27 protein-coding genes are annotated in these 26,708 nt (G+C 64.0%); 15 read left to right on the top strand and 12 right to left on the bottom strand.

Annotated elements, in window-relative coordinates; genetic code table 11:
* Window positions 1-111: 111 nt before the first annotated feature.
* From EAH73_RS17995 to EAH73_RS17985, 3 genes are all read left to right on the top strand, one after another.
* Window positions 112-1,086 carry a GDSL-type esterase/lipase family protein gene (locus EAH73_RS17995; RefSeq protein ID WP_140468819.1) on the top strand — a complete coding sequence of 325 codons (975 nt, stop codon included), beginning with the start codon at window positions 112-114 and terminating at the stop codon, window positions 1,084-1,086.
* Window positions 1,087-1,186: 100 nt separating this feature from the next.
* The gene (locus EAH73_RS17990; protein WP_140468818.1) at window positions 1,187-1,714 is read left to right on the top strand and encodes an inorganic diphosphatase; all 528 of its coding nucleotides are present in this window, start codon (window positions 1,187-1,189) and stop codon (window positions 1,712-1,714) included.
* A gap of 17 nt (window positions 1,715-1,731) precedes the next feature.
* The gene (locus EAH73_RS17985) at window positions 1,732-2,235 is read left to right on the top strand and encodes a DUF421 domain-containing protein (RefSeq protein ID WP_140468817.1); all 504 of its coding nucleotides are present in this window, start codon (window positions 1,732-1,734) and stop codon (window positions 2,233-2,235) included.
* A gap of 53 nt (window positions 2,236-2,288) precedes the next feature.
* Here the strand turns inward: EAH73_RS17985 and ettA are convergent, their stop codons facing one another.
* Window positions 2,289-3,953: an energy-dependent translational throttle protein EttA gene (gene ettA / locus EAH73_RS17980; RefSeq protein WP_140468816.1), complete on the bottom strand. Its 1,665-nt coding sequence runs from the start codon at window positions 3,951-3,953 to the stop codon at window positions 2,289-2,291.
* Window positions 3,954-4,154: 201 nt separating this feature from the next.
* On the opposite strand from ettA, the gene EAH73_RS17975 reads away from it, so the two are divergent.
* Complete coding sequence (locus EAH73_RS17975; protein WP_140468815.1) at window positions 4,155-5,471, top strand: DUF349 domain-containing protein; 1,317 nt, start codon at window positions 4,155-4,157, stop codon at window positions 5,469-5,471.
* Between the two features lie 98 nt (window positions 5,472-5,569).
* Complete coding sequence (locus tag EAH73_RS17970) at window positions 5,570-5,791, top strand: DUF2795 domain-containing protein (protein ID WP_068238128.1); 222 nt, start codon at window positions 5,570-5,572, stop codon at window positions 5,789-5,791.
* Between the two features lie 124 nt (window positions 5,792-5,915).
* On the opposite strand, the gene EAH73_RS17965 is transcribed toward EAH73_RS17970, so the two are convergent.
* The 5 genes from EAH73_RS17965 to panC form a co-directional block, all read right to left on the bottom strand.
* Complete coding sequence (locus tag EAH73_RS17965) at window positions 5,916-7,130, bottom strand: lycopene cyclase family protein (protein ID WP_140468814.1); 1,215 nt, start codon at window positions 7,128-7,130, stop codon at window positions 5,916-5,918.
* A 140-nt stretch (window positions 7,131-7,270) separates the two neighbouring features.
* The gene (locus tag EAH73_RS17960; protein ID WP_240047334.1) at window positions 7,271-8,014 is read right to left on the bottom strand and encodes a TIGR00730 family Rossman fold protein; all 744 of its coding nucleotides are present in this window, start codon (window positions 8,012-8,014) and stop codon (window positions 7,271-7,273) included.
* 255 nt (window positions 8,015-8,269) lie between these two features.
* Complete coding sequence (locus EAH73_RS17955; RefSeq protein ID WP_161599595.1) at window positions 8,270-9,295, bottom strand: lysylphosphatidylglycerol synthase transmembrane domain-containing protein; 1,026 nt, start codon at window positions 9,293-9,295, stop codon at window positions 8,270-8,272.
* 104 nt (window positions 9,296-9,399) lie between these two features.
* A complete protein-coding gene (gene panD / locus EAH73_RS17950) occupies window positions 9,400-9,747 on the bottom strand; it encodes an aspartate 1-decarboxylase (protein ID WP_070741936.1) in 348 nt (115 codons plus the stop codon).
* 88 nt (window positions 9,748-9,835) lie between these two features.
* Window positions 9,836-10,687 (bottom strand): pantoate--beta-alanine ligase, encoded by an 852-nt coding sequence (panC, locus tag EAH73_RS17945; protein WP_140468811.1) that lies wholly within the window; start codon window positions 10,685-10,687, stop codon window positions 9,836-9,838.
* A 117-nt stretch (window positions 10,688-10,804) separates the two neighbouring features.
* On the opposite strand from panC, the gene EAH73_RS17940 reads away from it, so the two are divergent.
* The 6 genes from EAH73_RS17940 to EAH73_RS17915 all read left to right on the top strand — a co-directional run bounded on the left by EAH73_RS17940 (window position 10,805) and on the right by EAH73_RS17915 (window position 16,895).
* Window positions 10,805-11,617: a glycogen/starch synthase gene (locus tag EAH73_RS17940; RefSeq protein ID WP_140468810.1), complete on the top strand. Its 813-nt coding sequence runs from the start codon at window positions 10,805-10,807 to the stop codon at window positions 11,615-11,617.
* A 352-nt stretch (window positions 11,618-11,969) separates the two neighbouring features.
* Window positions 11,970-13,808: a glutamine--fructose-6-phosphate transaminase (isomerizing) gene (gene glmS, locus EAH73_RS17935; protein WP_140468809.1), complete on the top strand. Its 1,839-nt coding sequence runs from the start codon at window positions 11,970-11,972 to the stop codon at window positions 13,806-13,808.
* Between the two features lie 93 nt (window positions 13,809-13,901).
* The gene (locus tag EAH73_RS17930; RefSeq protein ID WP_140468808.1) at window positions 13,902-14,285 is read left to right on the top strand and encodes a RidA family protein; all 384 of its coding nucleotides are present in this window, start codon (window positions 13,902-13,904) and stop codon (window positions 14,283-14,285) included.
* Between the two features lie 178 nt (window positions 14,286-14,463).
* Window positions 14,464-14,655: a hypothetical protein gene (locus EAH73_RS17925; RefSeq protein WP_140468807.1), complete on the top strand. Its 192-nt coding sequence runs from the start codon at window positions 14,464-14,466 to the stop codon at window positions 14,653-14,655.
* 173 nt (window positions 14,656-14,828) lie between these two features.
* Complete coding sequence (gene gltX / locus EAH73_RS17920; protein ID WP_140468806.1) at window positions 14,829-16,382, top strand: glutamate--tRNA ligase; 1,554 nt, start codon at window positions 14,829-14,831, stop codon at window positions 16,380-16,382.
* A 159-nt stretch (window positions 16,383-16,541) separates the two neighbouring features.
* Window positions 16,542-16,895: a hypothetical protein gene (locus EAH73_RS17915; RefSeq protein ID WP_140468805.1), complete on the top strand. Its 354-nt coding sequence runs from the start codon at window positions 16,542-16,544 to the stop codon at window positions 16,893-16,895.
* Between the two features lie 196 nt (window positions 16,896-17,091).
* Here EAH73_RS17915 and EAH73_RS17910 read toward each other — a convergent pair whose 3' ends face one another.
* Window positions 17,092-17,598 carry a toxin-antitoxin system YwqK family antitoxin gene (locus EAH73_RS17910; RefSeq protein ID WP_140468804.1) on the bottom strand — a complete coding sequence of 169 codons (507 nt, stop codon included), beginning with the start codon at window positions 17,596-17,598 and terminating at the stop codon, window positions 17,092-17,094.
* Window positions 17,599-17,757: 159 nt separating this feature from the next.
* Here EAH73_RS17910 and EAH73_RS17905 point away from each other — a divergent pair, with 159 nt between their 5' ends.
* Window positions 17,758-18,540 carry a TIGR00266 family protein gene (locus tag EAH73_RS17905; protein ID WP_140468803.1) on the top strand — a complete coding sequence of 261 codons (783 nt, stop codon included), beginning with the start codon at window positions 17,758-17,760 and terminating at the stop codon, window positions 18,538-18,540.
* Window positions 18,541-18,565: 25 nt separating this feature from the next.
* On the opposite strand, the gene EAH73_RS17900 is transcribed toward EAH73_RS17905, so the two are convergent.
* The 3 genes from EAH73_RS17900 to lptB all read right to left on the bottom strand — a co-directional run bounded on the left by EAH73_RS17900 (window position 18,566) and on the right by lptB (window position 21,492).
* Window positions 18,566-18,787: a hypothetical protein gene (locus EAH73_RS17900; RefSeq protein WP_140468802.1), complete on the bottom strand. Its 222-nt coding sequence runs from the start codon at window positions 18,785-18,787 to the stop codon at window positions 18,566-18,568.
* A gap of 169 nt (window positions 18,788-18,956) precedes the next feature.
* Window positions 18,957-20,507 (bottom strand): GH3 auxin-responsive promoter family protein, encoded by a 1,551-nt coding sequence (locus EAH73_RS17895; protein WP_240047321.1) that lies wholly within the window; start codon window positions 20,505-20,507, stop codon window positions 18,957-18,959.
* A gap of 253 nt (window positions 20,508-20,760) precedes the next feature.
* Entirely contained in the window at window positions 20,761-21,492 is a 732-nt protein-coding gene (gene lptB, locus EAH73_RS17890) for an LPS export ABC transporter ATP-binding protein (protein WP_140468801.1), read from the bottom strand.
* Window positions 21,493-21,590: 98 nt separating this feature from the next.
* On the opposite strand from lptB, the gene EAH73_RS17885 reads away from it, so the two are divergent.
* From EAH73_RS17885 to EAH73_RS17875, 3 genes are all read left to right on the top strand, one after another.
* Window positions 21,591-22,259 carry a carotenoid biosynthesis protein gene (locus EAH73_RS17885; protein WP_140468800.1) on the top strand — a complete coding sequence of 223 codons (669 nt, stop codon included), beginning with the start codon at window positions 21,591-21,593 and terminating at the stop codon, window positions 22,257-22,259.
* Between the two features lie 208 nt (window positions 22,260-22,467).
* The gene (locus EAH73_RS17880; protein ID WP_140468799.1) at window positions 22,468-23,067 is read left to right on the top strand and encodes an arylesterase; all 600 of its coding nucleotides are present in this window, start codon (window positions 22,468-22,470) and stop codon (window positions 23,065-23,067) included.
* A 78-nt stretch (window positions 23,068-23,145) separates the two neighbouring features.
* A complete protein-coding gene (locus tag EAH73_RS17875) occupies window positions 23,146-24,279 on the top strand; it encodes an acyltransferase family protein (RefSeq protein ID WP_140468798.1) in 1,134 nt (377 codons plus the stop codon).
* 72 nt (window positions 24,280-24,351) lie between these two features.
* On the opposite strand, the gene EAH73_RS17870 is transcribed toward EAH73_RS17875, so the two are convergent.
* Together EAH73_RS17870 and EAH73_RS17865 are read right to left on the bottom strand one after the other, a co-directional pair.
* Window positions 24,352-25,053: a hypothetical protein gene (locus tag EAH73_RS17870; RefSeq protein WP_140468797.1), complete on the bottom strand. Its 702-nt coding sequence runs from the start codon at window positions 25,051-25,053 to the stop codon at window positions 24,352-24,354.
* A gap of 199 nt (window positions 25,054-25,252) precedes the next feature.
* Window positions 25,253-26,623, bottom strand: coding sequence for a hypothetical protein (locus EAH73_RS17865; protein ID WP_140468796.1), 1,371 nt, complete (start codon window positions 26,621-26,623; stop codon window positions 25,253-25,255).
* Between the last annotated feature and the right edge of the window lie 85 nt (window positions 26,624-26,708).

Below are 26,708 nucleotides of genomic sequence, written 5' to 3'. Positions count from 1 at the left end.
TTTGGTAAAAGCCGTGTTTTGCGGAACACTCCGCCGAGCCCTTTGGGGTGGGGCCCCAGGAGGTGCGCCGGGGCCCCACCCCAAAAGCAATTGATTCGTTCTCGACGCCCCATGGCAACAAAAAAAGTGATGGCCGCCGCCCTGCAGCGCGCCGCTGCCCAGGCCCAGCAAGCGCTGGAACTGCGCGACCAAGCCCTGCAAACCCGGCTGACGGTGCTGAAAAAACGCGCCAAAAAACAAGCCAACGCGCCCCTCGAAATGCGGGCGACGGGCCCCGCGCTGCCGCCCGTGGCGCAGGCGTTCGTCGCCGCCTTCGGGGGCCAGCCCAGCGCCGGCATCTTGGTGGCCGAGGGCGACTCGTGGTTCGATTACCTGGGCACCGACATTCTCAAGCAGCTCGAAGACCAGCACGGGTTCGAGGTCGAATCGGTGGCGCACCGGGGCGACCCTGTGGAGGCCATGTCCTACGAAAGCGGCCAGCTCCAGGCCTTTGCCCGCACCCTCGAGAACGTGCTGCTGCGGCGCGGGGTGCTGCCGCGGGCCATCCTGCTGTCCGGCGGGGGCAACGACGTGGCCGGCGCCGACTTCCACGTGCTGCTGAACCACGCCGAATCGGCGGCGCCCGGCCTGAACGAAACCATCGTCCGGGGCCTCATCGAAGAGCGGCTGCAAGCGGCCTACGTCAACATCCTGGCCACCGTGACGCACATCTGCGTGGCGCGCACGGGCCAGCCGCTGCCCATCCTGCTGCACGGCTACGACTACCCCGTGCCCGATGGCCGCGGCTTCTGGGGCGGCTGGGGCCCCTTGCCCGGCCCGTGGCTGGCCCCCGGCTTCGAGCAGAAAGGCTACCACGACCTGGCGCAGCGCAAAGCCTTGGCCCGGCAGCTCATCGACGCCTTCAACGTGATGCTGGCCGAGGTGGTGGCCCGGCCCGAATTTGCCCACGTGCAGTACGTGGACCTGCGCGGCACCCTGCCCACCGGCGGGCCCTACCGCACCTGGTGGGCCAACGAGCTGCACCCCAGCCCCAAAGGCTTCGGGCGCGTGGCCGACCGGTTCGCGGCGCTGCTGGTGCCGGCGTAGCATTTGGGGCCCCGTGGGCGCCCGCGGCCCAGCCCAACGCTAATAACACAACCATAACATTGCGGCGGGTGGGGGGCGTAGAAGGCAGAAACTTTCTGCCATGCCGCCCTCCCTCATTGACCTGCCGGCCCGCGTGGGCCACTCCCGCACCCGCGTGCACGTGGTGGTGGAAACGCCCAAGGGCAGCCGCAACAAATTTGATTTCGACCCCGGGCTGGGCGCGTTCAAGCTCGCGGGCGTGCTGCCCGAAGGCCACAGCTTTCCCTACGATTTCGGGTTCATTCCCTCCACCAAAGCCGCCGACGGCGACCCGCTCGACGTGCTCCTGTTGCTGGCCGCGCCCGCCTACCCGGGCGTGGTGGTGGAGGCCCGCCTGCTCGGGGCCTTCGAAATTGAGCAGCACGACAAAAACGGCCCCACCCAGCGCAACGACCGCCTGCTGGCCGTGGCCGCCGGCGCGCGCGAGCACAAGCACTTGCACGCCATCAGCGACCTATCGGCCGAGCTGCTGCACGAAATCGAGCACTTCTTTCATTCCTACAACGAGGCCAAGGGCGGCGAAACCCGGGTGCTGCGGCGCGTTGGCCCCGAGCGCGCCCACGCCCTGCTGGACCAGGCGCGGACCTAATTGCCTTTCCCTCAGCCATGAACGACGTCGTTGATTTCTTATTTGGCTTGCAAGCCGACTCGCACACCATCACGGCCGTGCAAATGACGACGCGGGCCGTCGTCGTCTTTTTTGCGGCGTTGGCCCTGCTACGCTTGTCGGGGCCCCGCACGTTCGGCAGCAGCACGGCCTTCGACATGGTGGTCAAAATCATGCTCGGGGCCGTGCTGAGCCGCGCCGTGGTGGCGGCCTCGCCCTTCGGCGGCACGCTGCTCGCCGGCTTGGTGTTTGTGGGGCTGCACCGGCTGCTGGCGTGGGCGGCGTACCGCAGCCGGTGGGTGGGCCGGCTCGTGAAGGGCGAAACCTACGTGCTGGCCGAGCAGGGCCGCCCCAACGCCGACCAGCTGCACCGGCTCAACCTCACCGAAAAAGACCTGCTCGAAGCCCTGCACGAAAGCGCCAACGTGGCCGCGCTCGACCAAACCGCCGCCGTGTACCTGGAGCGTGACGGCAGCATCAGCGTGGTGAAGAAAAAAGAATAGCGCGAACCGGGCGGTTCGCGCTATTGCCTTGGCGCGCTGGGGCCCCGGAGGCCCTAGCCCAGCTTCTTGTAGCGCACGCGCTTGGGCTCCACGTCGCCGAGGCGCTTGCGCTTAGCTTCCTCGTAGTCAGTGAAGTTGCCCTCGAACCACACCACCTCTGAGTCGCCTTCGAAAGCCAGGATGTGGGTGGCCAGCCGGTCGAGGAACCAGCGGTCGTGGCTGATGATGACGGCGCAGCCGGCAAAGTTTTCCAGCGCGTCCTCCAGGGCCCTGATGGCGTTCACGTCCAGGTCGTTGGTGGGCTCGTCGAGCAGCAGCAGGTTGGCGCCTTGCTTAAGGGTCATGGCCAGGTGCACGCGGTTTTTCTCGCCGCCGCTCAGCGTGCCGACCTTCTTCTCCTGGTCGCCGCCGCCGAAGTTGAACTTGCTCACGTAGGCCCGCGAGTTCACTGGCCGGCCGGCCAGCAGCATGGTTTCGGTGCCGCCCGTGATGGTGTCGAACACCGACTTGCTGCCGTCGAGCGAGTCGTGCTGCTGGTCGATGTAGGCCGTTTGCACCGTGGGGCCCACCTCAAACGTGCCCGCGTCGGGCTGCAGCTGGTCGGTAATCATGCGGAAGAGCGTGGTTTTGCCCGCGCCGTTGGGCCCGATGATGCCCACGATGCCGCCCTGGGGCAGCGAAAAGCTCAGGTTTTCAAACAGCAGCTTGTCGCCAAAAGCCTTGCGCAAGCCCTCGGCCTCAATCACTTGGGCCCCCAGGCGCGGCCCGTCGGGGATGAACAGTTCGAGCTTTTGCTCCTTGTCCTTGGATTCTTCGCTGGCCAGCTTTTCGTAGTTGGCCAAGCGGGCCTTGCCCTTGCTCTGGCGGGCCTTGGGCGACATGCGCACCCAGTCCAGCTCGCGCTGCAGGGTTTTGGCGCGCTTGCTTTCCGAGTTTTCTTCCTTGGCCATGCGGTCGGTTTTCTGCTCCAGCCAGCTGCTGTAGTTGCCCTTCCATGGAATGCCCGAGCCGCGGTCCAGCTCCAAGATCCAGCCCGCCACGTTGTCGAGGAAGTAGCGGTCGTGGGTCACGGCAATCACGGTGCCTTTGTACTGCTGCAAGTGCTGCTCCAGCCACAGCACGCTCTCGGCGTCGAGGTGGTTGGTGGGTTCGTCGAGTAGCAGCACGTCGGGCTCGCGCAGCAGCAGGCGGCACAGGGCCACGCGGCGCTTCTCGCCCCCCGAAAGGGTGCCCACAATGGCGTCCTGCGGGGGGGTGCGCAGCGCGTCCATGGCGCGCTCCAGGCGGGCGTCGAGGTTCCAGGCGTCGAGCTGGTCGAGGCGCTCCTGCACTTGGCCCTGGCGGTCGAGCAGCTTGTCAAAATCGGCGTCTTCGGCCCCGAAGGCTTCGTTGATTTCGTCGTATTCCTTCAGCAGGGCCACGGTTTCGCCCACGCCCTCCTCCACAATTTCGCGCACCGTTTTGGCGGGGTCGAGCTGGGGCTCCTGCTCCAGGTAGCCCACCGAGTAGCCGGGCGAAAACACGACTTCGCCTTGAAACTGCTTGTCGACGCCGGCGATGATTTTCAAGAGGCTCGACTTGCCCGAGCCGTTAAGGCCGAGCACGCCGATTTTGGCCCCGTAGAAAAACGAGAGGTAAATATTTTTGAGAACTTGCTTCTGGGGCGGGTAAATTTTACTCACGCCGGCCATGCTGAAGATGATGGTCTGGTCGCTCATGGGGAAAGGCGAAGGGCTGAAAAATTGGACGGGAAAAAACAAAGAACGGCAGCCCGCCCGGGAAACCGGCCCGCCCGGGGCCCTGCGCCGGGGCGAGTTCTGTTTCCCAGGCGAGCGTTTTCGCGTAAACTTGTAATTTCTGGCCCTTTCGTGCGGCCACTGTCCTTCTTGTTGCCTCAAATTCCTGCCTGTACTTTTCTTATGGAACCAACCGACCACTTGCTGGCTGCCGCGCAGCGCTTCGGCTACGTGGCCGACGGCGAAGTGTGGCTGCGCCCCGCGCTGGGCCAGCCCGCCCGCCGCGTGGGCCTGGTGAAGGAGTCGGACGCCGACGCCCTCACTTACTTCGCCCGTCGCTTCGCGGCCTTCCGGGCCAAAGTTGACGAGCTGCTGGACCGCATGGCGGCCAGCGACAACCAGGGTTCCTTCCTGATGAAGGTGCTGCACCTGAAGGAGCAAACCCTGGTTTACGAAGCGCTGGGCGACTTTGCCGCCCTACGCCAGCGCCTGGAGGCCGCCGAAGCTGCCGTGGCCGTGGGCGTGGCCCGCAACCGCGAGAAAAACCTGGCCACCAAAATCGGCTTCGTGGAAGAAGCTGAGGCCCTGCGCGAGAGTGTGGAGTGGGTGTCGGCCAGCGAAAAGGTGAAGGACCTGCGCCAGGGCTGGCTCAAAACCGGTCCCGTGGACAAAGCCCTGTCCGACGAGCTGGAGGGGCGCTTCCAGGCCGCTATCCAGGCGTTCTTCGACCGCCGCCGGGCTTTCCAGACCGATAAAAAGGCCATGGCCAACCGCGCCGTGAACCGCTACCGCGACTTGGTGCTGCAAGCCGAACAGCTCAAGGAATCGACGCAGTTTGAAGTGGCCTCGCGCCAGCTCAAGCAGCTCCAGCAAACCTGGCGCGAGGTGGGTGGCAACCTGCCCAAAAAGCAAGCCGCCGAGCTGTGGGCGCGCTTCCGCGGGGCCAACAACTACTTTTTCGAGCGCCTTAAGCAGCACGTGGAGGCCCAGCGTGCCGCGGGGCCCCACGCCGGGGCCCCCGGCTCGCCCGAGGAGCTGCTGGGCCGCAAGCGCGCCCTGGCCGAGCGCGCCGAGGCCCTGCTGGCCGTGCCCCCGCAGGAAGCCATCCAGCAAGCCAAAAACCTGCAAACCGAGTGGAAGCAGGTGGGCACCGTGCGCGGCGAAGAGTCCGACCGCATCTGGCAGCGCTTCATGCTAGCCTGCGACAAGGTATTCGAGCTAAGCGCCTTGGAGTACCACCTGCGCAAGCGCGTGGCGCCCGAGGGCGGGGCCCCCGGCGGCCGCGCTCAGCTGCGGGCCGCCGCCCTGCGCGAGCTGCTCAAAACCGACGCCGAGGAGTTGGAAACGCTGCGCGGCAACTTTGGCAACCTGGCCGCCACGCCTGCCAACGAGGCATTCCGGCAGCTGCTGCAAACCAAAATCCGCTCGCTGGAGCGGAAAGTGCGCACTAAAAACGATTTGATTGTACTTTTTGACCAGCAAGCCCGCAAATTGGCTTAACTTTTGAAAGCGGTTTACGTTGGCGGAAGCGCAACGCGCCCGTGTGTTTATTCGGCCTTTGCGACTACCTTCGCTCAACTCTTTATTTCCTTTTTACTATGTACTGGACCCTCGAACTGGCCTCCTACTTGGAAGATGCCCCTTGGCCCGCCACCAAAGACGAATTGATTGACTTCTCCATCCGCTCGGGCGCGCCCATGGAGGTGGTGGAAAACCTCCAGGGCCTGGAAGACGACGGCCAGCCCTACGAGAGCATCGAGGAAGTGTGGCCCGACTACCCCACCAAGGAGGATTTCATGTTCAACGAGGACGAATACTAACGCATTTGCGCGCTAGCAACTAAGCTTTTGCCGAAACCGAAGCCTAATTGATAGCGCGTTGCTCAGTACCAACCGGCCCCCGGCGGTGCACTCACCCGAGTGCGCCGCCGGGGGCCGGTTGGCGTTAGCGCTGCCCCGGCCGGCCACGCAGCACGTGCCCAATGGAGCGCAGGAAGGGCCCCGGAGACACGGAGTTCATCACCCGCAGGTTGTCGGCCCAGCTGGTGGTTTCGTCCAAGAACCGGAAGATGCGCTCCACGGGGTTGCGCGCAAACAGCTGCTGGAAAATGTCGCGCGTGGTTTCGCCCCGGCGCCGCATGATGTCGAGCAGCAGCGTGTCGAAAAGGTGGAACTGCCACCGGTCGCCGGTGACGTCGGCGGGCAATTGGCCCGTTGCGGCCAGCGCGGCCACCAGCCGCGCCGACTGCGCCTGGATGCGCCGGAACGCGTAGCCCGTGCTGGGCTTGGCCCGCCCGCCGCGCGTGCCCAGGTTCACGATGTGGGCCCCGGCGCGGGCCGGCAGCGGGTGGTCGGTCATCGGGATGGCGCCGGCTTCTTCGGCCACTACGCGGTACTGCGTGGGCTCCAAACCGAGCGTGTTCTCCAGGTAATCAACGATTTGGACTTCGTACTCCGCCTTGGGCAGCGGCGTTTCCGAAAACAGTGTGTACTCGACCAAGGCCCGGCGTGGGCCGAACGGCAGCACGTAGATGAACCGCGCCTCGTGGTGCTGGGGCCCCCGGAAATCCATGAATTCCTGCACGGCCGGGTCGAACGCGTCGGTGTCGGTTTCCACCTCCCAGCCCACGAAGTGCTGCAACAGGTAGCGGTGCTTGGCGGGGTTCGGCACCACGTCGGGTGGGCGGCTGTCGAAGCCATAGCGGGCCGTGGCGGTGCCGGCGCTGCCGCGGGCTTGCACCCCGGTGGGCGTATTCGTCAGCTCGTCCACGGTGCCGCGCAGCAGCGTGAAGCGCGGGTTGGCGGCCAGGGCCTGGCGCACGAACGTGTAGAAATCTAAGCCCCGGATCATCTGGTAGCGGTAGGGCCCCAGGTCGATGACTCGCTCAAAGCCCGGGCTGCGGAACGCAATCTGGTGCCACTCGTGCGCCACAATGGCCTCGAACGGGTGCGGCTCGGCCGTCCAGAACGACCAGGTGCGGTCGTTCTGGTCCTTGGCTTCGGGCTCGATGAGGAGCACGGTTTTATCGGCCAGCCGCGGCTCCTGGCTGAGGTGATAGGCCAGGCTGAGGCCCGCCGCACCGCCGCCCACAATGAGGTAATCCGCCTGCACGGATTTAGCGGGTAAGTCGGATGGGTCGGATTTTGGGGACGGCGGCATGGGGTTGCAAAGGTGGGCTTGCTACAAACAAGAAAGCCGGGCCCCAAGGCCCGGCTTTCGGCAATGCTAAGTAAGTGACCGATGACAGCCGCCAATCAAAAAATCAGCGAAATCAAGGTGAATCACGACTAACCAGTGATTTAGAAGTTCGGCGAGAGCGAGTATTTGTGGTAGAAGTCGTCGATAATTTTCACGGCCTCGCTGGCGTCGTCCACGATCTGGATCAGGTTCAGGTCTTCGGGCGAGATGTTGTGCTCCTGGCTGAGCATCACGTCTTTCACCCACTCAAACAGGCCGTTCCAGTAGGCCGAGCCTACCAGTACGATGGGGAAGCGGCCAATTTTCTTGGTCTGGATCAGCGTGATGGCCTCAAACAGCTCGTCGAGCGTGCCGAAGCCGCCGGGCATGCCCACAAAGGCCTGGGCGTACTTCACGAACATCACCTTGCGCACAAAGAAGTAGTCGAAGTTGATGCACTTGTCCTGGTCGATGTAGATGTTGTGGCTCTGCTCAAAGGGCAGCTCAATGTTGAGGCCCACCGACTTACCGCCCTCGGCGCGGGCGCCTTTGTTGCCGGCTTCCATGATGCCGGGGCCCCCGCCCGTGATGACGCCGTAGCCGTGGCGCACCAGCTTGGAGGCAATTTCCTCGGCCAATTGGTAGTACTGGTTGTCGGGCTGGGTGCGGGCCGAGCCGAAGATGCTCACGCAGGGCCCGATTTTGGACATTTTCTCGAAGCCCTCCACAAACTCGGCCATCACCTTGAAAATCTGCCAGCTGTCGGCGATTTTAATCTCGTTCCAGTCCTTGTCCACGAAGGCCTTGCGCAGGCGCTGCTCGTCGTCGACGGCCACGCCGGTTTGGCCGTGGGTCTGCTCGCGCATCTCCGTGATGGAGGTCAGCTTGTCGTCGTTGACGTTGGGCTGCTTGATGGTTTTGCCGCTGCCGGCGTTCTGGATGTCGTCGGCCAGCTTGGTTTTGCTGGTCTTGGGCGTTTTATTGAGGTCAGCCATATAAAAAGGGTGGGAAGGGGGCAAAAGAAAGCCGCCCCGCGGGCGGGGCGGCCAAAAGTAGGGCGTCAAAGTTACCAAATTGCGAACGGAAAATGGCGGTTGCGCCGCGCCGCTGCGCCGGGGGCCCTACGCCGCGCTGGCGGCCACCGCCCGGCCCGTGCGCCCGGCCTGCACCATGCTGAGGGCGAAGCTGATGCCGCCGAGCAGCACCACCAGCAGCGTTTGGGCCCCGTGCACCACCAGGGCGTAGGCAATGCCGGCTTCGAGGCCCACGCCGTAAGCCACCAGCGTGCTCTGCACCATGAGGTGAAAGGGGCCGATGCCGCCCGCCACCGGTGCGGCCATGCCCACCGCCCCGAAGGTGAGCACCGCCAGGCCCGCCCGCAGGCCCAGCTGGTCGGTGGCGGGAAAGCAGAAAAACGCCAGGTAATCCATCAGAAAGTACACGCCCCAGGTGAAGGCCGTGTGCGCCAGAAACACGCCCTTGTGCTCCATCCGCCAGATGCTGAACGTGCCCGCCAGCAGGCCCTTGGCAAAGGCCACGGCCCGGGCAAAGAGGCGGTGCTGGCGCAGGCGCTCTAGGTTGCGCACCAGGGCCCCGGCGGCCAGCGCCAGCAGCAGCGCCCCGATGCCGGCGGCCCACAGCAGGGGCGTGCGGTTGCGGGCCAGGGCATCGAAGCGCCCGCCCAGTACCTTGTCCGTCAAGAAGTTCCAGAACGTGTGGAAATCGAGCAGCAGGGTAGTGGCCAGCAGCGCGGCCAGCACCAGCACGTCAATCACCCGCTCGGCCACCACCGTGCCCAGGGCCACCTCCACCGGCACGCGGCTGGTGCGCCGCAGCACCGAGCAGCGGATGACCTCGCCCATGCGCGGCAGCACCAGGTTGGCCAGGTAGCCCACCATCATGGCGTGGTACACATCCCAGTAGGGCGTTTTGTGCTGCGAGGCGGTGAGCTGCATCTGCCAGCGGTAGGCCCGGCTGAAGTAGCCCAGCGCCGAGAGCACGAGCGTAAGGCCCAGCCAGAAGTAGTTGGCCGTGCGGATGTAGTGGCCGATGCGCTCGAGGTTCTGGCCCCGCACGGCGTAGGCCATTAGGGCCCCCGACACGGCCAGCAGCAGCGCGTACTTGAGGATGGTGAAGAAGGACTTCATCAAGGAGTGAATGGGTGCAGGAGCGAACGAGTGAATGGGTGAAAGAGTAACCAGGGGCCCAAACGGCCGTCATCTGCTCATTCACTCATTCAATCATTCACCCACTAAACCAAGCGGTTGTGCTCGTTGGGGAAGATGACGGTGGGGCGGTGGGCCCGGGCCTCGGCAAAGTCGATTTGGGCGTAGGAGAAGATGATGACCACGTCGCCCAGGGCCACTTGGCGGGCGGCGGGCCCGTTGAGGCACAGGGTGCCCGTGCCCCGCTCGCCGCGGATGGTGTAGGTTTCGAACCGGGCCCCGTTGTTGACGTTCACCACCGTCACTTTCTCGTTTTCTACCATATTAGCCGCGTCCAGCAGGTCCTCGTCGATGGTGACGCTGCCCACGTAGTGCAGTTCGGCCTGCGTGACTGTGACGCGGTGAATTTTGGATTTCATCACCTCGATGTACATCGCCATAAACGGGAAAAATTGGAATGGAACGGTAGGGTAGGATTTGGGGCCGCAAAGGTACGGCGCCGGCCGGTGGGGCCCCGCCCACTTACGCGCCGTCTACCACCACGTTGTCGATGAGGCGCACGCCGCCCAGCTCGGCGGCCAGGCACAGCACCACGGCCCGGCCCGGGGCGTAGGCGGCCAGTGGCTGCAAGGTGGCCGCGTCGGCTACGGCGAAATATTCCAGCCCGATTTCGGGGGCCCCAGCCAGGGCAGCTTCGGCTTGGGCCTGCACCTTGGCCGGCGGCACGCCCTGGCGCACCTGCGCGGCAGCGGCGGCCAGCGCCTGGTGCAGCTGCGGCGCGGCGGCGCGGGCTTCGGGGCCCAGGCGGCGGTTGCGCGACGACATGGCCAGCCCGTCGGCCTCGCGCACCGTGGGGAAGGCCACGATTTCGAGGTCAAACGACAAATCGGCCACCAACTGCCGCACAATGGCCACCTGCTGCCAGTCCTTCTGCCCAAAATACGCCCGGTGGGGCCGCGCCATGTGGAAGAGCTTGCTCACCACCGTGGCCACCCCGTTGAAGTGGCCCGGCCGCTGGGCCCCCTCCATCACCCGCTCTAGGGCCCCAAAATCGAAGCGTAGGGCGGCGGGCTGGGGGTACATTTCCTCCACGCTGGGCAGGAAGGCGGCGGTGCAGCCGGCGGCGGCCAGCAGGTCGGTGTCGGCCTGGGGCAGGCGCGGGTAGAGGCGGTAGTCGTCGGGGTTGTTGAACTGCGTGGGGTTGACGAACACGGAGGCCACCACGGCGTCGCACTCGGCGCGGGCGGCGGCCACCAGCTGGAGGTGGCCGGCGTGCAGGGCCCCCATGGTGGGCACCAGGCCCAGGCGGTGGCCGGCGCGGCGGGCCTCCTCGGTAAAAGCGCGCAGCTCGGCCACGGTTGAAAATATCTGCATGGGAAAAGGACCCGTTGGCCGAGCCCCGGGAAGGAGGGGGTTGAATTTCTGCCCAAAATTGTGTAATTTTGTGCGGCCATCGTATGGCCTTTTCATTTTTTCTTTAAATCCACCTGTATGTCGAAGTTGCGCATCCTTTACGCGGCCACCGAAATTGACCCCTTTCTGAACACGACGAAGGTGGCGGAGCTGCTGCGCCGTCTGCCCGCGGGCATGCAGGAAATGGGTTGTGAGATTCGGATTTTCGTGCCCCGTTTTGGCATCATCAATGAGCGCAAAAACCGGCTGCACGAGGTAGTGCGCCTCTCGGGCATCAACATTGCCGTGGGCGACGACGAGAAGCCGCTGGTCATCAAAGTGGCCTCCATCCCGACGGCCAAGCTGCAGGTGTACTTCATCGACAACGAGGACTATTTCCACCGCAAATCGGCCCTGGTGGACAAAGACGACCACTTCCACGCCGACAACGACGAGCGCGCTATCTTCTTCTGCAAGGGCGTGCTCGAAACGGTGAAGAAGCTGGGCTGGTCGCCCAACATCGTGCACTGCTCGGATTGGATGACGGGCCTGATCCCGCTCTACCTGAAAACGACCTACAAAAAAGACCCGGTGTTCAAGGATGCCAAGTCAGTGTTCTCCATCTACAACAACGAGTTTCCCGAGAAATTTGAGGGCAACATTCTGGAGAAAGCGAAGATGCTTGACATCGACGACCAGATGCTGAACTCCCTGAAAACGGCCGACTTCAGCGGCTTCGTGAAAATTGGCATGGACTACGCCGACACTGTGGTGCGCTCCGACGAGGACTTTTCCGACAACCTCAACGGCATGTTCCAAGAGTATGCCTCGCGCAAAACGCTAAGCCAAGTGGCCACCGACGAGAACTTGCACTCTTCTTACCTCGCCCTCTACAACGAGCTGGCCAACTAAGCCGGCCGGGGCCCCAGCCGGCTCCCGGTAAGCTGCAATAATAAGGTAGCGTACGGAGAAGGATATTATATTTTTATTTGCTGATTGTCAGGTATTTGCCTGGCAATGGTAGCGTAGGGCGGGGCCCTGGGGCCCCGCCAATACCCAAAAAACAGTAGCTTCGCCTTTCATTGCTTTGCATTGCTTGTGAACCGCGCTGTATTTGTACTTAACGTAAGCTGTTTCCTGCAGCCCACGCTTCGCCTGGTGCGGGGCGCGTAACGTAAATTTTGTGCCGGCGGCCCGTCCTCTCCTTGGATGGGCCGCCGGCTTTTTTTCTAATATTTCTCCAATTATTTAACGCTTTACTACTATGTGCGGCATCGTTGCATACTTAGGCCACCGTCAGGCCTGCCCCATTATCCTTAAGGGCCTCCACCGGCTCGAATACCGCGGCTACGACTCGGCCGGCGTGGCCCTGATGAACGACGGGGAGCTGAATGTGTACAAGAAAAAGGGCAAGGTGGCCGAGTTGGAAAACTACATCGCCGAAAAGGATACCCACGCCCGCGTGGGCATGGGCCACACCCGCTGGGCCACCCACGGCGAGCCCAACGACACCAACGCCCACCCGCACTACTCGACCTCGGAGCGGATTGCCATCATCCACAACGGCATCATTGAGAACTACGCGGCCCTGAAAACGCACTTGCAGCAGCAGGGCCACGAGTTCCATTCCGACACCGACACGGAGGTATTCGTGAACCTGATTGAGGAGATTCAGACCCAAAACCACTGCAACCTGGAGGAGGCCGTGCGCCTGGCCCTGCACGAAGTGGTGGGGGCCTACGCCATCGTGGTGATGAGCCGCGACGCCCCCAACCAGCTCATTGCCGCCCGCAAGGGCTCGCCGATGGTGATTGGCATTGGCGACGGCGAGTTTTTCATCGCCTCCGATGCTACGCCCATCATCGAGTACACCAACGAAGTAGTGTACGTGAATGATTATGAGATTGCCATCATCCGCGACGGGCGGCTGGAGCTGCGGAGCAAGGAGGACGTGGAGCAGACGCCCTACATCCAGAAGCTCGAAATGGAGCTTGACAGCATCGAGAAGGGTGGCTACGAGCACTTCATGCTGAAAGAGATTTTCGAGCAGCCGCGCTCCATCATGGACTCGATGCGCGGGCGCTTGGAAATGAACGCCGGCCACCTAAATATGGGCGGCTTCCGGGCCTACGAGCAGAAGTTCGTGAACGCCCAGCGCATCATCGTCGTGGCCTGCGGCACGAGTTGGCACGCCGGCCTAGTGGCCGAGTACCTGCTGGAGGACCTGGCCCGCATCCCGGTGGAGGTGGAGTACGCCTCGGAGTTCCGCTACCGCAACCCCGTCATCACGGAGCGCGACATCGTGATTGCCATTTCGCAGAGCGGCGAGACTGCGGATACCCTGGCCGCCATCGAGCTGGCCAAGAGCAAGGGCGCCACCATCTTCGGCATCTGCAACGTAGTGGGCAGCAGCATTGCCCGCGCTACCGACGCCGGCGCCTACACCCACGCGGGCCCCGAAATTGGGGTGGCCAGCACCAAGGCCTTCACGGCCCAGGTAACGGTGCTGACCCTGCTGGCCATGCTCATGGGCCAGAAGCGCGGCACCCTCACCGACACCAAGTTGCGCGAGCTGATGGTGGAGCTGGATACGATTCCGGCCAAGGTGGAGCAGGCCCTGAAGCTGGACGACGAGATCCGCAACATCGCCGCCGTGTTCTGCGACGTGCCCAACTTCCTGTACCTGGGCCGCGGCTACAACTTTCCGGTGGCCCTGGAGGGAGCCCTCAAGCTCAAGGAAATCAGCTATATCCACGCCGAGGGCTACCCGGCCGCCGAGATGAAGCACGGCCCCATCGCCCTTATCGACGAGAACATGCCGGTGGTGGTCATCGCCACCCGCGACAGTTCTTACGAGAAGGTGGTGAGCAACATTCAGGAGGTGAAGGCCCGCAAGGGCCGCATCATCGCCGTGGTGACGGAGGGCGACGATGTGATCCGCAACATGGCCGAGTTCGTCATCGAAGTGCCCTACACCTCGGAGGCTTTGGTGCCGCTGGTGTCGGTTATTCCGTTGCAATTGCTGAGCTACCACATCGCCGTGATGCGTGGCTGCAACGTGGACCAACCCCGGAATTTGGCCAAGTCGGTGACGGTAGAGTAGGGTTTGAGGGGCAACAGTAATTTTTTGAACGTCATGCTGCGCTCAGCATGACGTTCTTTTGCGGGCCTTCATTCTAATCCATCAGCCAAAAAAATGCCCCACCAGATTATTCTCACCGACCAGGCGCCCGCGCCGATTGGGCCCTACAGCCAGGCCGTGCGTGCTGGCAATACCGTGTACGTGTCGGGCCAAATCCCGCTCGACGCGGCCGGCCAACTCGTGCCCGGCGACGTGGCCGCCCAGACCCACCAAGTGCTCAAGAACCTGACGGCCGTGCTGGCCGCGGCGGGTTTGCAACTCACTGACGTGGTAAAGTGCAGCATTTTTGTGAAAGACCTGGGGCACTTCGCCACCATCAACCAGGTGTACGGCACGTACTTCGCCGACGCCACCGCCCCGGCCCGTGAAACCGTGGAAGTAGCCCGCCTGCCGCGCGACGTGCAGGTGGAAATTTCCTGCATTGCCGTCGGCGCGTAGGGTGCCAGGTTGCTCAGGCCGGGCCGGGCAGCCGGCTTTTGCCGGCCGCCCGGTAACCGCTGACGGTGCTCCTGGGGCCCCTGGCCTGCGGCTTTTAGGGGCCCTGGCAGATACGAAACAGAGCCCCGAGCGCGTTAGATAGCCAGCTCATTTACAAATCCTTTTTTGCCTGATTTCCATGAAAGAACTTGGCCTCTTCTTGATATTCGTCGGCATTATTGCGACGGCGCTGCCGATGATTAACCCCACCGGGAACTACGTTTTTTTAGACTGGATGAATAACTGGGGCCCCAACGCGGCCTGGGCCATTCGGGGCGGCATTACGCTGCTGGGCTTCGTGCTGTGGCGCGTGGGCGGCCGGCGCGGCTAGCCGGGGCCCCCGGCCTTACCTTTGCGGCGCGTTCCGGCTTTGTGGCGGAACGCGCTTTTTATTTAGTGCGTGTGTGGGCAGGTGAGCTTAAACCAACCTTACCCGCTGCGTAACTTATTGCTTACCAAGAGAAAAGCTGGCAGCCAACAGCTGGTAGCTAATAGCTCATTCTTATGACCGAGAGAAACGTTCGGGTGCGCTTCGCGCCTTCGCCCACGGGGCCCCTGCACATCGGCGGCGTGCGCACCGCTTTGTACAACTACCTGCTGGCCCGCAAGCTGGGCGGCACCATGATTCTGCGCATCGAGGACACCGACCAGAACCGCTTCGTGCCCGGCGCCGAGCAGTATATCCTGGAGGCGCTGGCCTGGTGCGGCATCGTGATTGACGAGGGCGTGGGCGTGGGCGGGCCCCACGCGCCCTACAAGCAGAGCGAGCGCAAGCCCATGTACCGCCAGTACGCCGACCAGCTCATCGCCGACGGCTTCGCCTACTACGCCTTCGACACGCCCGAGGAACTGGACGCCATGCGCGCCCGCCTGCAGGCCGCCAAGGTGCCCAACCCGCAGTACAACAGCATAACGCGAACCCAGATGCGCAACTCCCTCACCTTGCCCGAGGACGAGGTGCAGGCCCTGCTCGACGCGGGCACGGCCTACGTGATTCGCCTGAAGGTGCCCCGCAAGGAGGAAATCCGCTTCCAGGACATGATCCGCGGGTGGGTGGTGGTGCACTCCAGCGCCGTGGACGACAAGGTGCTGATGAAGTCGGACGGCATGCCGACCTACCACCTGGCCAACATCGTGGACGACCACTTGATGGACATTTCGCACGTCATCCGGGGCGAGGAGTGGCTGCCTTCCGCGCCGCTGCACGTGCTGCTGTACCGCTACCTGGGCTGGGAAAGCACCATGCCGCAGTTTGCCCACCTGCCGCTGCTGCTCAAGCCCGACGGCACGGGCAAGCTCAGCAAGCGCGACGGCGACCGCCTGGGCTTCCCGGTGTTTCCGCTGGAATGGCACGGCGTGGACGCCGAAACCGGTGAGCCCACCGTGAGCCGCGGCTACCGCGAAGACGGCTACCTGCCCGAGGCCCTGGTGAATTTCCTGGCCTTCTTGGGCTGGAACCCGGGCACGGCGCAGGAAATTTTCTCGATGGACGAGCTGATCGAAGCCTTCGCCATTGACCGCGTGAGCAAGTCGCCGGCCAAATTCGACCAGAACAAGGCCAAGTGGTACAACGAGCACTACCTGCGCGCCCTACCCAACGCCGAGCTGGCCCCCTACCTGCTGGAGGCCCTCGCCGCCCACGGCCTGAGCTGCACCCCCGAAAAAGCCGAACAGATTGTGGGCGTGATGAAGGAGCGCGTGAGCTTCCCGCAGGATTTCTGGCAGGAAGCCAAGTACTTCTTTGATGCCCCGATGGAGTACGACGCCACCGTGGTGGCCAAGAAGTGGAACCCCCAGGTGGCCGACGCCCTCGCCGCTTACGCCGATGCGTTGCCTGGGGCCCCCACGGCCTCGGCGGAGGGCCTCAAGAATCTCTTCAACCAAACCGTAGAAGCCCAGGGCCTCAAGCCTGGCCAAGTGCTGCAAGCCCTGCGCGTGGCCGTGACCGGCGCCGCCGCCGGCCCCGACCTCTTCGAAACCCTTATCATCCTCGGTACCGACGAGGTGGCCGGCCGCCTGCGCACCGCCGTGGAGCGCCTGGGGGCCCCCGCCGCGTAGCTTCCGCCAAACCTTTGCCCAAGGCCGCGCCGTATGCACTACGGCGCGGCCTTTTTTGCGGTTAACAGTTAACAATGAACCGTTAGCAGTTGGCGGCGCTGGGGCCCCGCTGTTTCCTTTGTTAACTACTCACTGTTAACTGCTAACTGATTAATCACCATGGCCAAGAAACCCGTCAAGCCCAAGAAAGCGGCCCCCGACCCCGACAAGAAAGCCCGCGTGCACAAGGAGCTAGAGGGCTTTGAAATTGGGGTGAACCCGCTGGGCGAAATCACTTCCAACTACAGCATCGAGCAAATCAACCAGTTCTTGGGCCGCCACGTGCGCGACAAAAAGTTGGTGGACCGCGCCGGCCAGTTCGGTGAGAAAAGCGAAGACGAAGACGGGGCCCCCGAGCCCGAAGAAACCGACGAGGACTTTATGAAGCGCACCAGCCGCGAGGCCAAGCGCAAGAAAACTGCGGACGACGAAGCCGACGAAACCCGCAGCGAGCTGCCCGCCGCCGACGAATAGGGCCCCGGGGCGCAGCGGTTGCCTAGGCTCAGTTCAAACAGAACGGTCGTGCAGAGCGCAGCGAAGCACCTTTTCCGCGTCACTAATCAATGATTACTGGCGCGGAAAAGGTGCTTTGCTGCGCTCTGCACGACCGTTCTTTGCTGCTAATTGCATGACCCATCCTGCTCTTGATAAGCGCCAGTAAAGCAAAGCGTTACTGCACGGGGCGGGTTTCGACGAGTTGGCCGTCCTTGTAGATTTCGGTGGTGGTGAGGCGGCCTTCCTGGTATAGGTCGGTGGCGGTGTGGCTGCCGTTGGTGTAGGTTTCGACGGCCCGCACCTGGCCGGTTTCGGTGTAGCGCGTCCAGGGCCCAAACCAGTAAAAGCGGGCGCCCTTGGCGCCGGTGAGCCACTGGGCCTTGCCGCGGCGCTCCACCTGCCCGCCCGGGTACCAGTACGTGACCTCGCAAAAGCCCTGGCGGCCGTACCGTTCGGTTTGGGCCAGGGCCCCCGTGGGCCCATAGTAGCGGAACGTGCCCACGGGCCGGCCGTGGCGGTAGCGCCCGGCCGTGAAGGGCTGGGTGCGGGCGGCCTCGTCGTAGTAGGTGCGCCAGCGGCCCTGGCTGCGGCCGTGGCGGTCGGTGCGGTTGGCGGCGGGGCGGTTGCTGGCGCACGCGCCGCACAATAATAAACTCAGCAAGAGCAGGCTACGGCAACGCATGAGCAGGGAAATAGGAGTGGAGAGGAGCAGCAAAGTACAACTAATATTTTAGTTGAAACGTGCCGGCGGCGGAGATTATTGCGCCGCCGGGGCCCCCCGCATCGGGCGGGGCCGGCGGCTATATTTGCCCCGGCCGCGCACCAGCCGGCCCCCGCCGCCATGTTTTCGCACGACGTAGACTACCGCATTTTGGGCACCGACATCCAGGTGCTGGAAATTGAGTTGGACCCCAACGAAACCGTGGTGGCCGAGGCCGGCGCCATGGTGTACATGGAGGAAGCCATTGCCTTCGAAACCAAGATGGGCGACGGCTCGGCCCCCGACCAGGGACTGATGGGCAAGCTGTTCTCAGCCGGCACGCGGCTGCTCACCGGCGAGTCGCTGTTTCTCACGCACTTCACGCACCGCGGTAGCTACGGCAAGAGCAAAGTGGCGTTTTCAGCCCCGTACCCGGGCACCATCATCGCCCTCGACCTGGGCACCCTGCCCCAGGGCCTCATCGTGCAGAAGGACGGCTTCCTGGCCGCCGCCAAAGGCACCAAAATGAGCCTGCATTTCAACCAGAAATTTGGCTCGGGCCTGTTCGGCGGCGAGGGCTTCATCCTCCAAAAGCTCACCGGCGACGGCAAGGCCTTTGTGCACGCGGGCGGCACCATCATCGAAAAGCAGTTGAACAACGAGTTGCTGCGCGTGGACACGGGCTGCGTGGTGGCCTTCGAGCCGGGGCTCGATTTCAGCGTGGCCCGCGCCGGGGGCCTCAAGTCGATGATTTTTGGGGGCGAGGGGCTGCTGCTGGCCACGCTGCGCGGCACCGGCCGCGTGTGGCTGCAATCCATGCCCGTCAAAAAGCTCATTCAGGCGCTGGCCCCCGGCGGCGGCAATGCCCGCAAGGAGAGCGGCAGCGTGCTAGGCGGCCTGGTGGGCGGCTTGCTGGACGAGTAGCGCGGGCCGGGGCCCTGGGGCCGATTTACAGCGGCTGCTCGATGAGCGAGGGCTGGTCAGCCAGGTCGTTGGAGCGCATCGATTGCGTGAGCAACACGCCGACGGCGCCCAGTACCACGGCTACCGTAACCGCCAGAACCCATAAAAAAGGACGGTTTTCGAGGCCATCGGCGGGGCGGTTGCGCTGGGCGGCCTGGCGCCAGCGGCGCGAATCGCGGGGGGGGCGGGGAGCGGAGAGGGTGGGCAAGGGAAGATAGGATAAGAAGTAAAATAACCGAACTAGGCACCGGCTGTCCAATAGACAACTGGATTATAAAAATAAATCCCTAAAATATCCATTAGTGTAATGCCTGTCGGGCAATTACTTACGGACAAATATATAGCTCGGATTGCGTGGTTGCAAACACCGCATTGTCCTATGCCGGGGCCCCGGCGGCCACGGCCAGCACCTGCTCTAGCACGGCCCGCGAATTCAGCAAGCGGGGTACTTTGTGCTGGCCGCCGAGCTTGCCCTGGCCCGCCAGCCAGCGCGCAAACGTGCCCGGGGGCAGCACCCGCAGCAGGGGCGGGGCCAGGGCCAGGTCGCGGTGCCGCTTGGCGTCGTAGTCGGAGTTGACGCGGCGCAGCGTGGCGTCGAGCACGGCCACGAAGCGGGCGGCATCGGGCGCAGGGGCCCCGGGGTCCAGCTCTACGGCCCATTCGTGGCCGCCGCGCTGCACCTGCCCGCCGGGGGCCGCACTGAAGTACACCGGCGCGGCCGTGAAGTCGTGCACGCGGCAGCCGGTAGCTAGGCTGGCGGCGGCCACGGCGGCCTCGGCGTTCTCAATCACCACTTCCTCGCCAAAGGCATTGAGGAAGTGCTTGGTGCGCCCGGTGATGCGCAGCCGGTAGGGCCCCAGGCTGGTGAAGCGCACGGTGTCGCCCACCACGTAGCGCCACAGCCCGGCGTTGGTGCTGATAACCAGGGCGTAGGGCTGGCCCAGCACCACTTCGTGCAGCGGCACGGGCTGGGGGTCGGGCGCATCCCACTGGGCGGCGGGCAAAAATTCGTAGTAGATGCCGTGGTCGAGCAGCAGCAGCAGGTCCTCGCTGTCGGGCTGGTCTTGCAAAGCGAAGTAGCCCTCGGTGGCGTTGTAGATTTCCAGGTACTGCATTTGGGGCCCCGGGATGAGCTGCCGAAACAGCTCGCGGTAGGGCCCAAACGCCACCGCCCCGTGCAGGAACAGCCCCAGGTGCGGCCACACTTGGGTGATGTCGGCGGCTCCGGCCAGCTCCACCACGCGGCGCAGTAGCAGCAGCATCCAGGTGGGCACGCCGGCCAGTACGCGCACGTCCTGGCGCAGCGCGTGTTGCGCAATGCGCTCCACTTTGTCTTGCCACTCGCCGAGCAGGGCCAGGGGCAGGGGCGGGGTGCGCAGGCTTTCGGCCCAGGCCGGCAGCTGCTGCATAATCAGCGCCGATACGTCGCCCACCCGCGAGGCCGGTTCCTGGGGCCGGAAGGGGTTGGGGGCGTGCGTGCCGCCCAGCGAGAGCGTGCGCCCGGCCAGCAGCCGGTGCTTTGGATAAAGAAAAGTGCTGAGGGCCAGCATGTCGCGCCCGGCCCGGTAGTGGCCCTGGCGCAGGCTCTCGGGCGTCACGGGCACGAACTTGCTGCGGGCGTTGGTAGTGCCGCTGCTCTGGGCAAACCACTGCGGGCGGCCGGGCCAGAGCACATCGGGGGCCCCGCGCAGCACGCGCTCCAGCGCGGGGTAGAGCTGCTCGTAGGTGCTCACCGGCACGCGCCGGGCAAACTCGGCCGCTCCGGGGCCCTCGCCGAAGCCGTAGCGGCGGCCCCACTCGGTGCCCCGGGCGCGGCGCAGCAGCTCGGCCAGCACCCGCGCCTGCACGGCGTGTGGCGCGGCCCGCACCCGCGCCAGCCGGGGGCGGCTCTCAAGCTGCACGGCGGCGGACAGGAGCTGGTCGAGCACGGTGTTGGGTAAAGTGAGGCGTTAGAAAGCGCGAAGATGTGGAAAATTGAGAACTGCGGGACTCAAAAGTGCTATAAGACCGTCGCGAAATGCAAAGTTCTGGGCCTCCAAGTGGAGATGCTGCGCGCGGCGCGACGTCTTTTTGCGCCAGCACTTGGAGTCAGTTACGCAGAGAAATACTTCGCTGCGCGCCACATGGTTGCCCCACGTTTTCCTGCATCTTCACGTCTGCTAATCCTCTCCATTCAATAAATTACACGTTGCGCTTCAGCTCGAAATTTTTGCCCAGGTACACGCGGCGCACGGTTTCGTCGCCGGCCAAGTCTTCGGCGGTGCCGGCTTTCAGCAGCTTGCCTTCGAAGAGTAGGTAGGCGCGGTCCACGATGCTGAGGGTCGAGTTCACGTCGTGGTCGGTGATGAGCACGCCGATGTTGCGGTGCTTGAGCTTGGAAACGATGCCCTGGATTTCCTCCGTGGCAATGGGGTCGACGCCGGCAAACGGCTCGTCGAGGAGTACAAACTTGGGGTCGACGGCTAGGGCGCGGGCAATTTCGGTGCGCCGCCGCTCGCCGCCGCTCAGCACCTTGCCCAGGTTTTTGCGCACGTGCGTGAGGCTAAACTCGTTGAGCAGCTCCTCCATCTTGTCGAGGCGCGCTTTTTTGGGCATGCTGGTCATTTCCAGCACCGCCAGGATGTTTTCCTCTACGCTCAGGTCGCGGAACACGCTGGCTTCCTGGGCCAGATAGCCCACCCCGAGGCGCGCCCGCTGGTAGATGGGCATGGTGGTTATCTCCGTGTCGTCCAAATAAATCCGGCCGCCGTTGGGCTTCACCATGCCCACCATCATGTAGAAGCAGGTGGTTTTGCCGGCGCCGTTGGGCCCCAGCAGCCCCACGATTTCGCCCTGTTCCACGGTCACGCTCATGTCGTTGACGACGGTGCGGGCCTTGTATTTCTTCACGAGGTGGTCGGCGCGGAGGATCATGCCCGCAAAGGTCGGCCACAACCGCCGAACCGAACCGGCCGGCATTTGCGCTAATTTTGCTGGGGGCCCTGGCCCGCCATAATCTCTACCCTTTGCTGATGTCCGATTCTTTTCCGCCGCTGGCGGCCAGTACCACCCGGCTGCGGGTGGCGCAGGGGCTGGTGCTGCTCTTCCACGCCACGGGGCTGGTGGGGCTACTCTTCTCACACGACCCCGGGTTTTACCTGCGCTTCACGCCCCTCACGCTGCTGCTGAGCGCGGGCCTGCTGCTGGCGTTTCAGCCGGAGCGCAACGCCTCATTCTGGCAATTTTGCCTCACCGTGGGCCTGCTCGGCTACGCGGCCGAGGTGATTGGCGTGCACACGGGCAAGCTCTTCGGCAACTACGCCTACGGCGACACGCTGGGCCCCAAGTGGCTCGACGTGCCCCCGCTCATCGGCCTCAACTGGGTGATAATGACCTACCTGGGCGGCGTGCTGGCTCACCGCCTGCCCCTGGGCGAGCTGGGCCGTACCCTGGTGGCGGCCCTGCTGATGGTGGGCTTCGACCTGTGCCTGGAACTGCCCGCTGGCCGCTACGACTTCTGGCACTGGACGGCGGGTGTCATCCCGTTCCGCAATTTCCGCGACTGGTTCATCCTCGCCTGCCTGGCCCAGATGCTGTTCAACCGCGCCCGCTTCGTGAAGGCCAATGCCTTGGCCCCGCTGCTTTACGCCGTGCAGTTGCTGTTTTTCTTCGCCCTCGAGTGGCTGGGGCCCAGTAAGTAGCGGTTGTACAGTTAGCAATGAGCAGTTAGCGCGGTGAGCAGTGAGGCCTAGGGCCCCTAAGGCGGCGGGTAGCATGACGCCCTGGGGCCCCTGTTGTTCACTGCTCATTGCTAAATGCCAACTGATAACTGTTCACTGCCTGCTCATTGATAACTGATACTTGTTCACTGATAACTGCTAACTGACCCCGTACGTTAGCAGGGTACCTATGAAGAACATCCTTTTTTTTGGCGACAGCCTCACGGCTGGCTACGGCCTGCCCGCCGCCGCCAGCTTTCCTGCCCTCATTCAGCAAAAAATTGACGCCGCCGAACTGCCTTACCGGGCCCTTAACTACGGCGTGAGCGGCGACACCAGCGCCGGTGGGCGCGCCCGCCTGGCCGGGGCGCTGGCCCGCCAGCCCGTCGAGGTGTTTGTGCTGGCCCTGGGGGCCAACGACGGCATCCGCGGGGTGCCCGTGCCCGACACCAGTACCAACCTGGAGGCCATTCTGCGGGACGTGCAGCAGCAGTACCCGGCGGCGCAGCTGGTGGTGGCAGGCCTGGAGTTTCCCTTCAATGTCAGCCCGTTGGGCAACCACCGCCTGGTGCGCTACGCGGCCGAGTTCAAGGCCGTGTTCCGGCCGCTGGCCCAGCAGTTTGGGGCGGCGTTTGTGCCCTTTTTGCTCGAGGGCGTGCTAGGCCACCGCGACTTGAACCTGGCCGACGGCGTGCACCCCAACGCCGAGGGCCAGCAGCGCCTGGCCGCCAACGTGTGGGGCGTGCTGGGGCCCCTGCTGCAAGCCGCCGCGCCGGGCCCCGCAGCCTGAGCCGCCAACCGCGCCCGGGCCGCCGCGCCGTGGCCAACAAAGTCCGGCACGGCCCGTTACAGGGCCTCAACGTGACGTATGGAGCCCGAGCCGCGCAAACTACCCCTTCGCTTTTACGAAATTGACCTGCTGCGCTTTTTGGCGGCGCTGAGCGTGGTGCTGTACCACTACACGTACCGGGGCTACATGGCCGACCACTACAGCCCGGTGCCGTTCGCGGGCATCGGCCGCGTCACTAAGTATGGCTACTTGGGCGTCGAGTTGTTCTTCATCATCAGCGGCTACGTGGTGCTGCTCAGCGCCCAGGGCAAAACCGTGCGGCAGTTTTTCCTCTCCCGCGTCACGCGCCTGTACCCGGCGTTTTGGGCGGCCTGCACGCTCACGTTTTTGGTCGAGCGCCTATGGGGCCCCGGCGCGGCCGGGGGGCCGGTGGGCGCCGGCCTGCACCCCACCACGGGCCAGTACCTGGCCAACCTGACGATGCTGCACGGCTTCTTTGGGGTGCCCGACCTCGACACGGCTTACTGGACGCTGACGATTGAAATTGCCTTCTACTTTCTTGTCTCCCTGCTGATTGGCTACCACCTCCTGCGCCACCTCGACCTAGTGCTGCTGCTGTGGCTGCTGTACGTGGACCTGGCTGGGGCCGCGCCCGTGGCCAGCCCATTTGCCTACTTGTTCTTTCCGCAGTACGCCCCGTACTTCATCGCGGGCATGCTGTTCTACTTGCTTCAGCAGCCGCAGGGCCGCACCTGGCTGCGCTACGTGCTGCTGGCGGTGGCCTTCCTGCTGGCGCTGCGCAGCAGCGTGGCGCGGGCCGGCGACGTGGCCGCCTACTTCCACGACCCGACGGCTTGGCAGGTGGGCGTGGGGGCCGTAACGGCGTTTTTCCTGCTGTTTTACCTGGTGGCGTTCCGCAAAATCAGCTTCGGCCGCTTCCCCTGGCTGGCCCGGCTGGGGGCCCTCACGTACCCGCTCTACCTTATCCACGGCAACATCGGCTTCGTGGCGTTTCACCGCCTCGGCCCGTTCCTCAACAAGTACGCGCTGCTGGGCGGGGCCCTGGTTGGGGCCCTATTGGCGGCTTACGCCATCCACACGCTGGTCGAAAAGCGCCTTAGCAAGCCCCTAGGAGCCCATATAAACCGCTGGCTCACGCGCCTCGACCAAGGCGCGGACGCCGCCGTTGGCCCACCCGCGGGCCACGGCTAACGCTTCACCCCCTATCCGGAGGGGGCACGCCAGTAAGCCCGGGCGGGGCCTCCTCCGGATGGGGCGGAAGCGCTAGAGCTGCGGCTGCTTGGAAACGTAGAGTACGCCGTTTTGCTCGCCGCAGAAAGCGAATTTATCCCGGCGGCCGCAGAGCGCGGCCGAGGCCGCCACGTACAACCGCGACTTGGCATCGAAATACAAGTTCGTGATTTGGTGGTCGTTGGGTAGCGTCAGCTGGCGGCTCGTAGTAGTTTTGATGCCCACCGTTTCGATGTAGCTGCTGACGGAGGTGATGGGCGTTAGCAGAAGGTCGATGTTGTACACAGTGCCCGACGCCGCGGCTACGCGGTTGCGGGCCACGCGCAGCTCGGTATTATACCTTCTCCAGTCGCGGTACTTCCGCCAAGTCAGCCCTTGGTCGAGGCTATAATAGTTGGGGCTAGTGGCATAGGCTACGTCACTAGGCGAGCCCAGCTCTTCGCCTGCTAAGCTGATGAGCGTGTCTTGGCGCGAGGCAAAGCCAACTAGCTTGAGGTTATTCTGATAATCGCCTTTCTGCCACGTCTTGCCGCGGTCGGTGGTTTGGTAAACGGCGTAGCCCGTGGTGATGACCAGCTTCCCGTCGAGGTCGCCGGCCACTGCCTCCACGGCCCGGTTGTCGGGGGCCCGCAGCGCGTACCAATCGGCATAATCCGGCTGCGTCGGTTCGGGGGCGTCTTTGTGGCAGGCGGTGAGCGCCAGCAGCAGCGCGCTGCACAGTAAAAGGGTTTTCATGGCCGGGTAGGGCAGGGTGGAAAGGTCAGCGGTGAAGGTAACAGGCGTTTGCGGTATCGTGCTGGCTGGACCGTTGTTACCTGCAGCAGTACTTCAAGCGCATCGGCCTCTCCCGCGGGTGCCGGAGCGGATTCGGCGTTACTTTGCGCGGCCTGGATTGGGCCTTCGTTGTGCAAGCCGCCGCTGGAAGTTTAACCACTTAATCTACGGCCGTAGCTTTCGGCCGGGCCCGCCAATCGGCCCACAGGCCCAGCAGCAGCTCGGTGGCCAGTACCAGCACGGCAAACGGTAGGAGCCACGCCACCCGGGCCTGTAGGCGGTCGTACACGTTGGCCACCGCCCCTGTTGCAAAAGCATTGGTTACCAACGCTGTACCCACCAATGCCAGCCAGGCTACCGCGCCGGGCTCCAGCCGCCGCCGCACTGCGCGACTGGCCAGGCCACTCAAGCCAGCTACCACCGCAAGCAAATAGGCCAACCCAGCCCGCTCGTTGATTTCACCAAAACTGAGCTGTCCGTGGCTTTGCATTGACGACATGTATGCTTTCAACTCGTAAGGGTAGCTGCGCATGGGCCACCAAGGGGCCGTGTTTTCGCGGTATGGAGCAATCCCGTCGCCCACGCTCACGTGCGTGAGCTGGCGTAGCGTAGCCTGTACGGACGTCCAGGCTAGGGCTGGGTAGTAGCGTGGCGAGCGTAGCACAATGCCGATGATGCGGAGATATTCGTCGCGGGTAGCTTCCATACCGCCTGCCAACTGCATAGGCGTGTCGGTTTGCCACATAAAGCCCATTGCGTCGTCGGGTAGCTTGTCGCGGTACTTGCACAGGCTGTAGTTGTTGGGGCCGCTGCATTCACGGTCAAGGAAGCGCTCCAATACCCCCGACTCGCTAAGGCGGGCCATCAGGAAGGCTGGTGCGGCCCGCACAATGGTGAAGCCACCGCCCAGCGCGGCTTGTAGCGAGGGCAGCGCCACCCAGCCCATCAGCATTACGGCCAAGGCCAGGGCCCACTGGCCCGGCCGCAACCGCGCCGGACCTGTTACTGGGGCCCACCACGCAATGAGGCCCGTTAGAACAACTATTGAATTGAAAATAAGTAGGTTGGAGGAATGGGCCAACTCTGCAAGTAAGGCTACTGCCAGCCAGGCCGCTTGCTCCCAACCGCCGCGGCAGCGGTCCAGCAGCACCAGCCCCAGCGCCAGCACCCCGATGGCCGTGAAGATATCGGGCATCAATTGGGAACTGAACCACGACGCACCCGTGGCCCAAACTGCCAGCACCAGCAGGGCCAGGCGGCCTGCTGGGTGCACCAGCCGCGGCGCAAACTCGCGGATGTAGCGCAGCAGCAGCACGCCCAGCAGCAAGCACTGCATAAAGGCAGTGCTCCACAGCGACCTGACCAACAAACTAGTGCCCCGGATAAATAAACCGTAGGTTACGGGCCGGTCAATGGGAACAGTTAGGTCCAGGGCGCTGACGAGGTATGTGCCCGTGTCGGAGGTTACCAACGGAAAGCCATTGTAGAGCGCCGCTTGCAACAGCACCAAGCCGGCCAGCAGCGGCCACATAGCCCGCGTCCAAAAAGTAGAACGAAGCGCACTCGTTTTTTTTGATAATCAATTGACTAACAGAGTTAAATGGCGATTAATGTTC

The organism is Hymenobacter nivis, assembly GCF_006439025.1.
GTDB lineage: Bacteria > Bacteroidota > Bacteroidia > Cytophagales > Hymenobacteraceae > Hymenobacter > Hymenobacter nivis_A.
This window is presented reverse-complemented; position numbering and strand designations above follow the sequence as displayed.

Bases quoted from the DNA above. Each gene is read 5' to 3' on its own strand.
- EAH73_RS17995 (WP_140468819.1), top strand. From the start codon at position 112: ATGGCAACAAAAAAAGTGATGGCCGCCGCCCTGCAGCGCGCCGCTGCC.
- EAH73_RS17990 (WP_140468818.1), top strand. From the start codon at position 1,187: ATGCCGCCCTCCCTCATTGACCTGCCGGCCCGCGTGGGCCACTCCCGC.
- EAH73_RS17985 (WP_140468817.1), top strand. From the start codon at position 1,732: ATGAACGACGTCGTTGATTTCTTATTTGGCTTGCAAGCCGACTCGCAC.
- ettA (WP_140468816.1), bottom strand. From the start codon at position 3,953: ATGAGCGACCAGACCATCATCTTCAGCATGGCCGGCGTGAGTAAAATT.
- EAH73_RS17975 (WP_140468815.1), top strand. From the start codon at position 4,155: ATGGAACCAACCGACCACTTGCTGGCTGCCGCGCAGCGCTTCGGCTAC.
- EAH73_RS17970 (WP_068238128.1), top strand. From the start codon at position 5,570: ATGTACTGGACCCTCGAACTGGCCTCCTACTTGGAAGATGCCCCTTGG.
- EAH73_RS17965 (WP_140468814.1), bottom strand. From the start codon at position 7,130: ATGCCGCCGTCCCCAAAATCCGACCCATCCGACTTACCCGCTAAATCC.
- EAH73_RS17960 (WP_240047334.1), bottom strand. From the start codon at position 8,014: ATGCGCGAGCAGACCCACGGCCAAACCGGCGTGGCCGTCGACGACGAG.
- EAH73_RS17955 (WP_161599595.1), bottom strand. From the start codon at position 9,295: ATGAAGTCCTTCTTCACCATCCTCAAGTACGCGCTGCTGCTGGCCGTG.
- panD (WP_070741936.1), bottom strand. From the start codon at position 9,747: ATGTACATCGAGGTGATGAAATCCAAAATTCACCGCGTCACAGTCACG.
- panC (WP_140468811.1), bottom strand. From the start codon at position 10,687: ATGCAGATATTTTCAACCGTGGCCGAGCTGCGCGCTTTTACCGAGGAG.
- EAH73_RS17940 (WP_140468810.1), top strand. From the start codon at position 10,805: ATGTCGAAGTTGCGCATCCTTTACGCGGCCACCGAAATTGACCCCTTT.
- glmS (WP_140468809.1), top strand. From the start codon at position 11,970: ATGTGCGGCATCGTTGCATACTTAGGCCACCGTCAGGCCTGCCCCATT.
- EAH73_RS17930 (WP_140468808.1), top strand. From the start codon at position 13,902: ATGCCCCACCAGATTATTCTCACCGACCAGGCGCCCGCGCCGATTGGG.
- EAH73_RS17925 (WP_140468807.1), top strand. From the start codon at position 14,464: ATGAAAGAACTTGGCCTCTTCTTGATATTCGTCGGCATTATTGCGACG.
- gltX (WP_140468806.1), top strand. From the start codon at position 14,829: ATGACCGAGAGAAACGTTCGGGTGCGCTTCGCGCCTTCGCCCACGGGG.
- EAH73_RS17915 (WP_140468805.1), top strand. From the start codon at position 16,542: ATGGCCAAGAAACCCGTCAAGCCCAAGAAAGCGGCCCCCGACCCCGAC.
- EAH73_RS17910 (WP_140468804.1), bottom strand. From the start codon at position 17,598: ATGCGTTGCCGTAGCCTGCTCTTGCTGAGTTTATTATTGTGCGGCGCG.
- EAH73_RS17905 (WP_140468803.1), top strand. From the start codon at position 17,758: ATGTTTTCGCACGACGTAGACTACCGCATTTTGGGCACCGACATCCAG.
- lptB (WP_140468801.1), bottom strand. From the start codon at position 21,492: ATGATCCTCCGCGCCGACCACCTCGTGAAGAAATACAAGGCCCGCACC.
- EAH73_RS17885 (WP_140468800.1), top strand. From the start codon at position 21,591: ATGTCCGATTCTTTTCCGCCGCTGGCGGCCAGTACCACCCGGCTGCGG.
- EAH73_RS17880 (WP_140468799.1), top strand. From the start codon at position 22,468: ATGAAGAACATCCTTTTTTTTGGCGACAGCCTCACGGCTGGCTACGGC.
- EAH73_RS17875 (WP_140468798.1), top strand. From the start codon at position 23,146: ATGGAGCCCGAGCCGCGCAAACTACCCCTTCGCTTTTACGAAATTGAC.
- EAH73_RS17870 (WP_140468797.1), bottom strand. From the start codon at position 25,053: ATGAAAACCCTTTTACTGTGCAGCGCGCTGCTGCTGGCGCTCACCGCC.
- EAH73_RS17865 (WP_140468796.1), bottom strand. From the start codon at position 26,623: ATGTGGCCGCTGCTGGCCGGCTTGGTGCTGTTGCAAGCGGCGCTCTAC.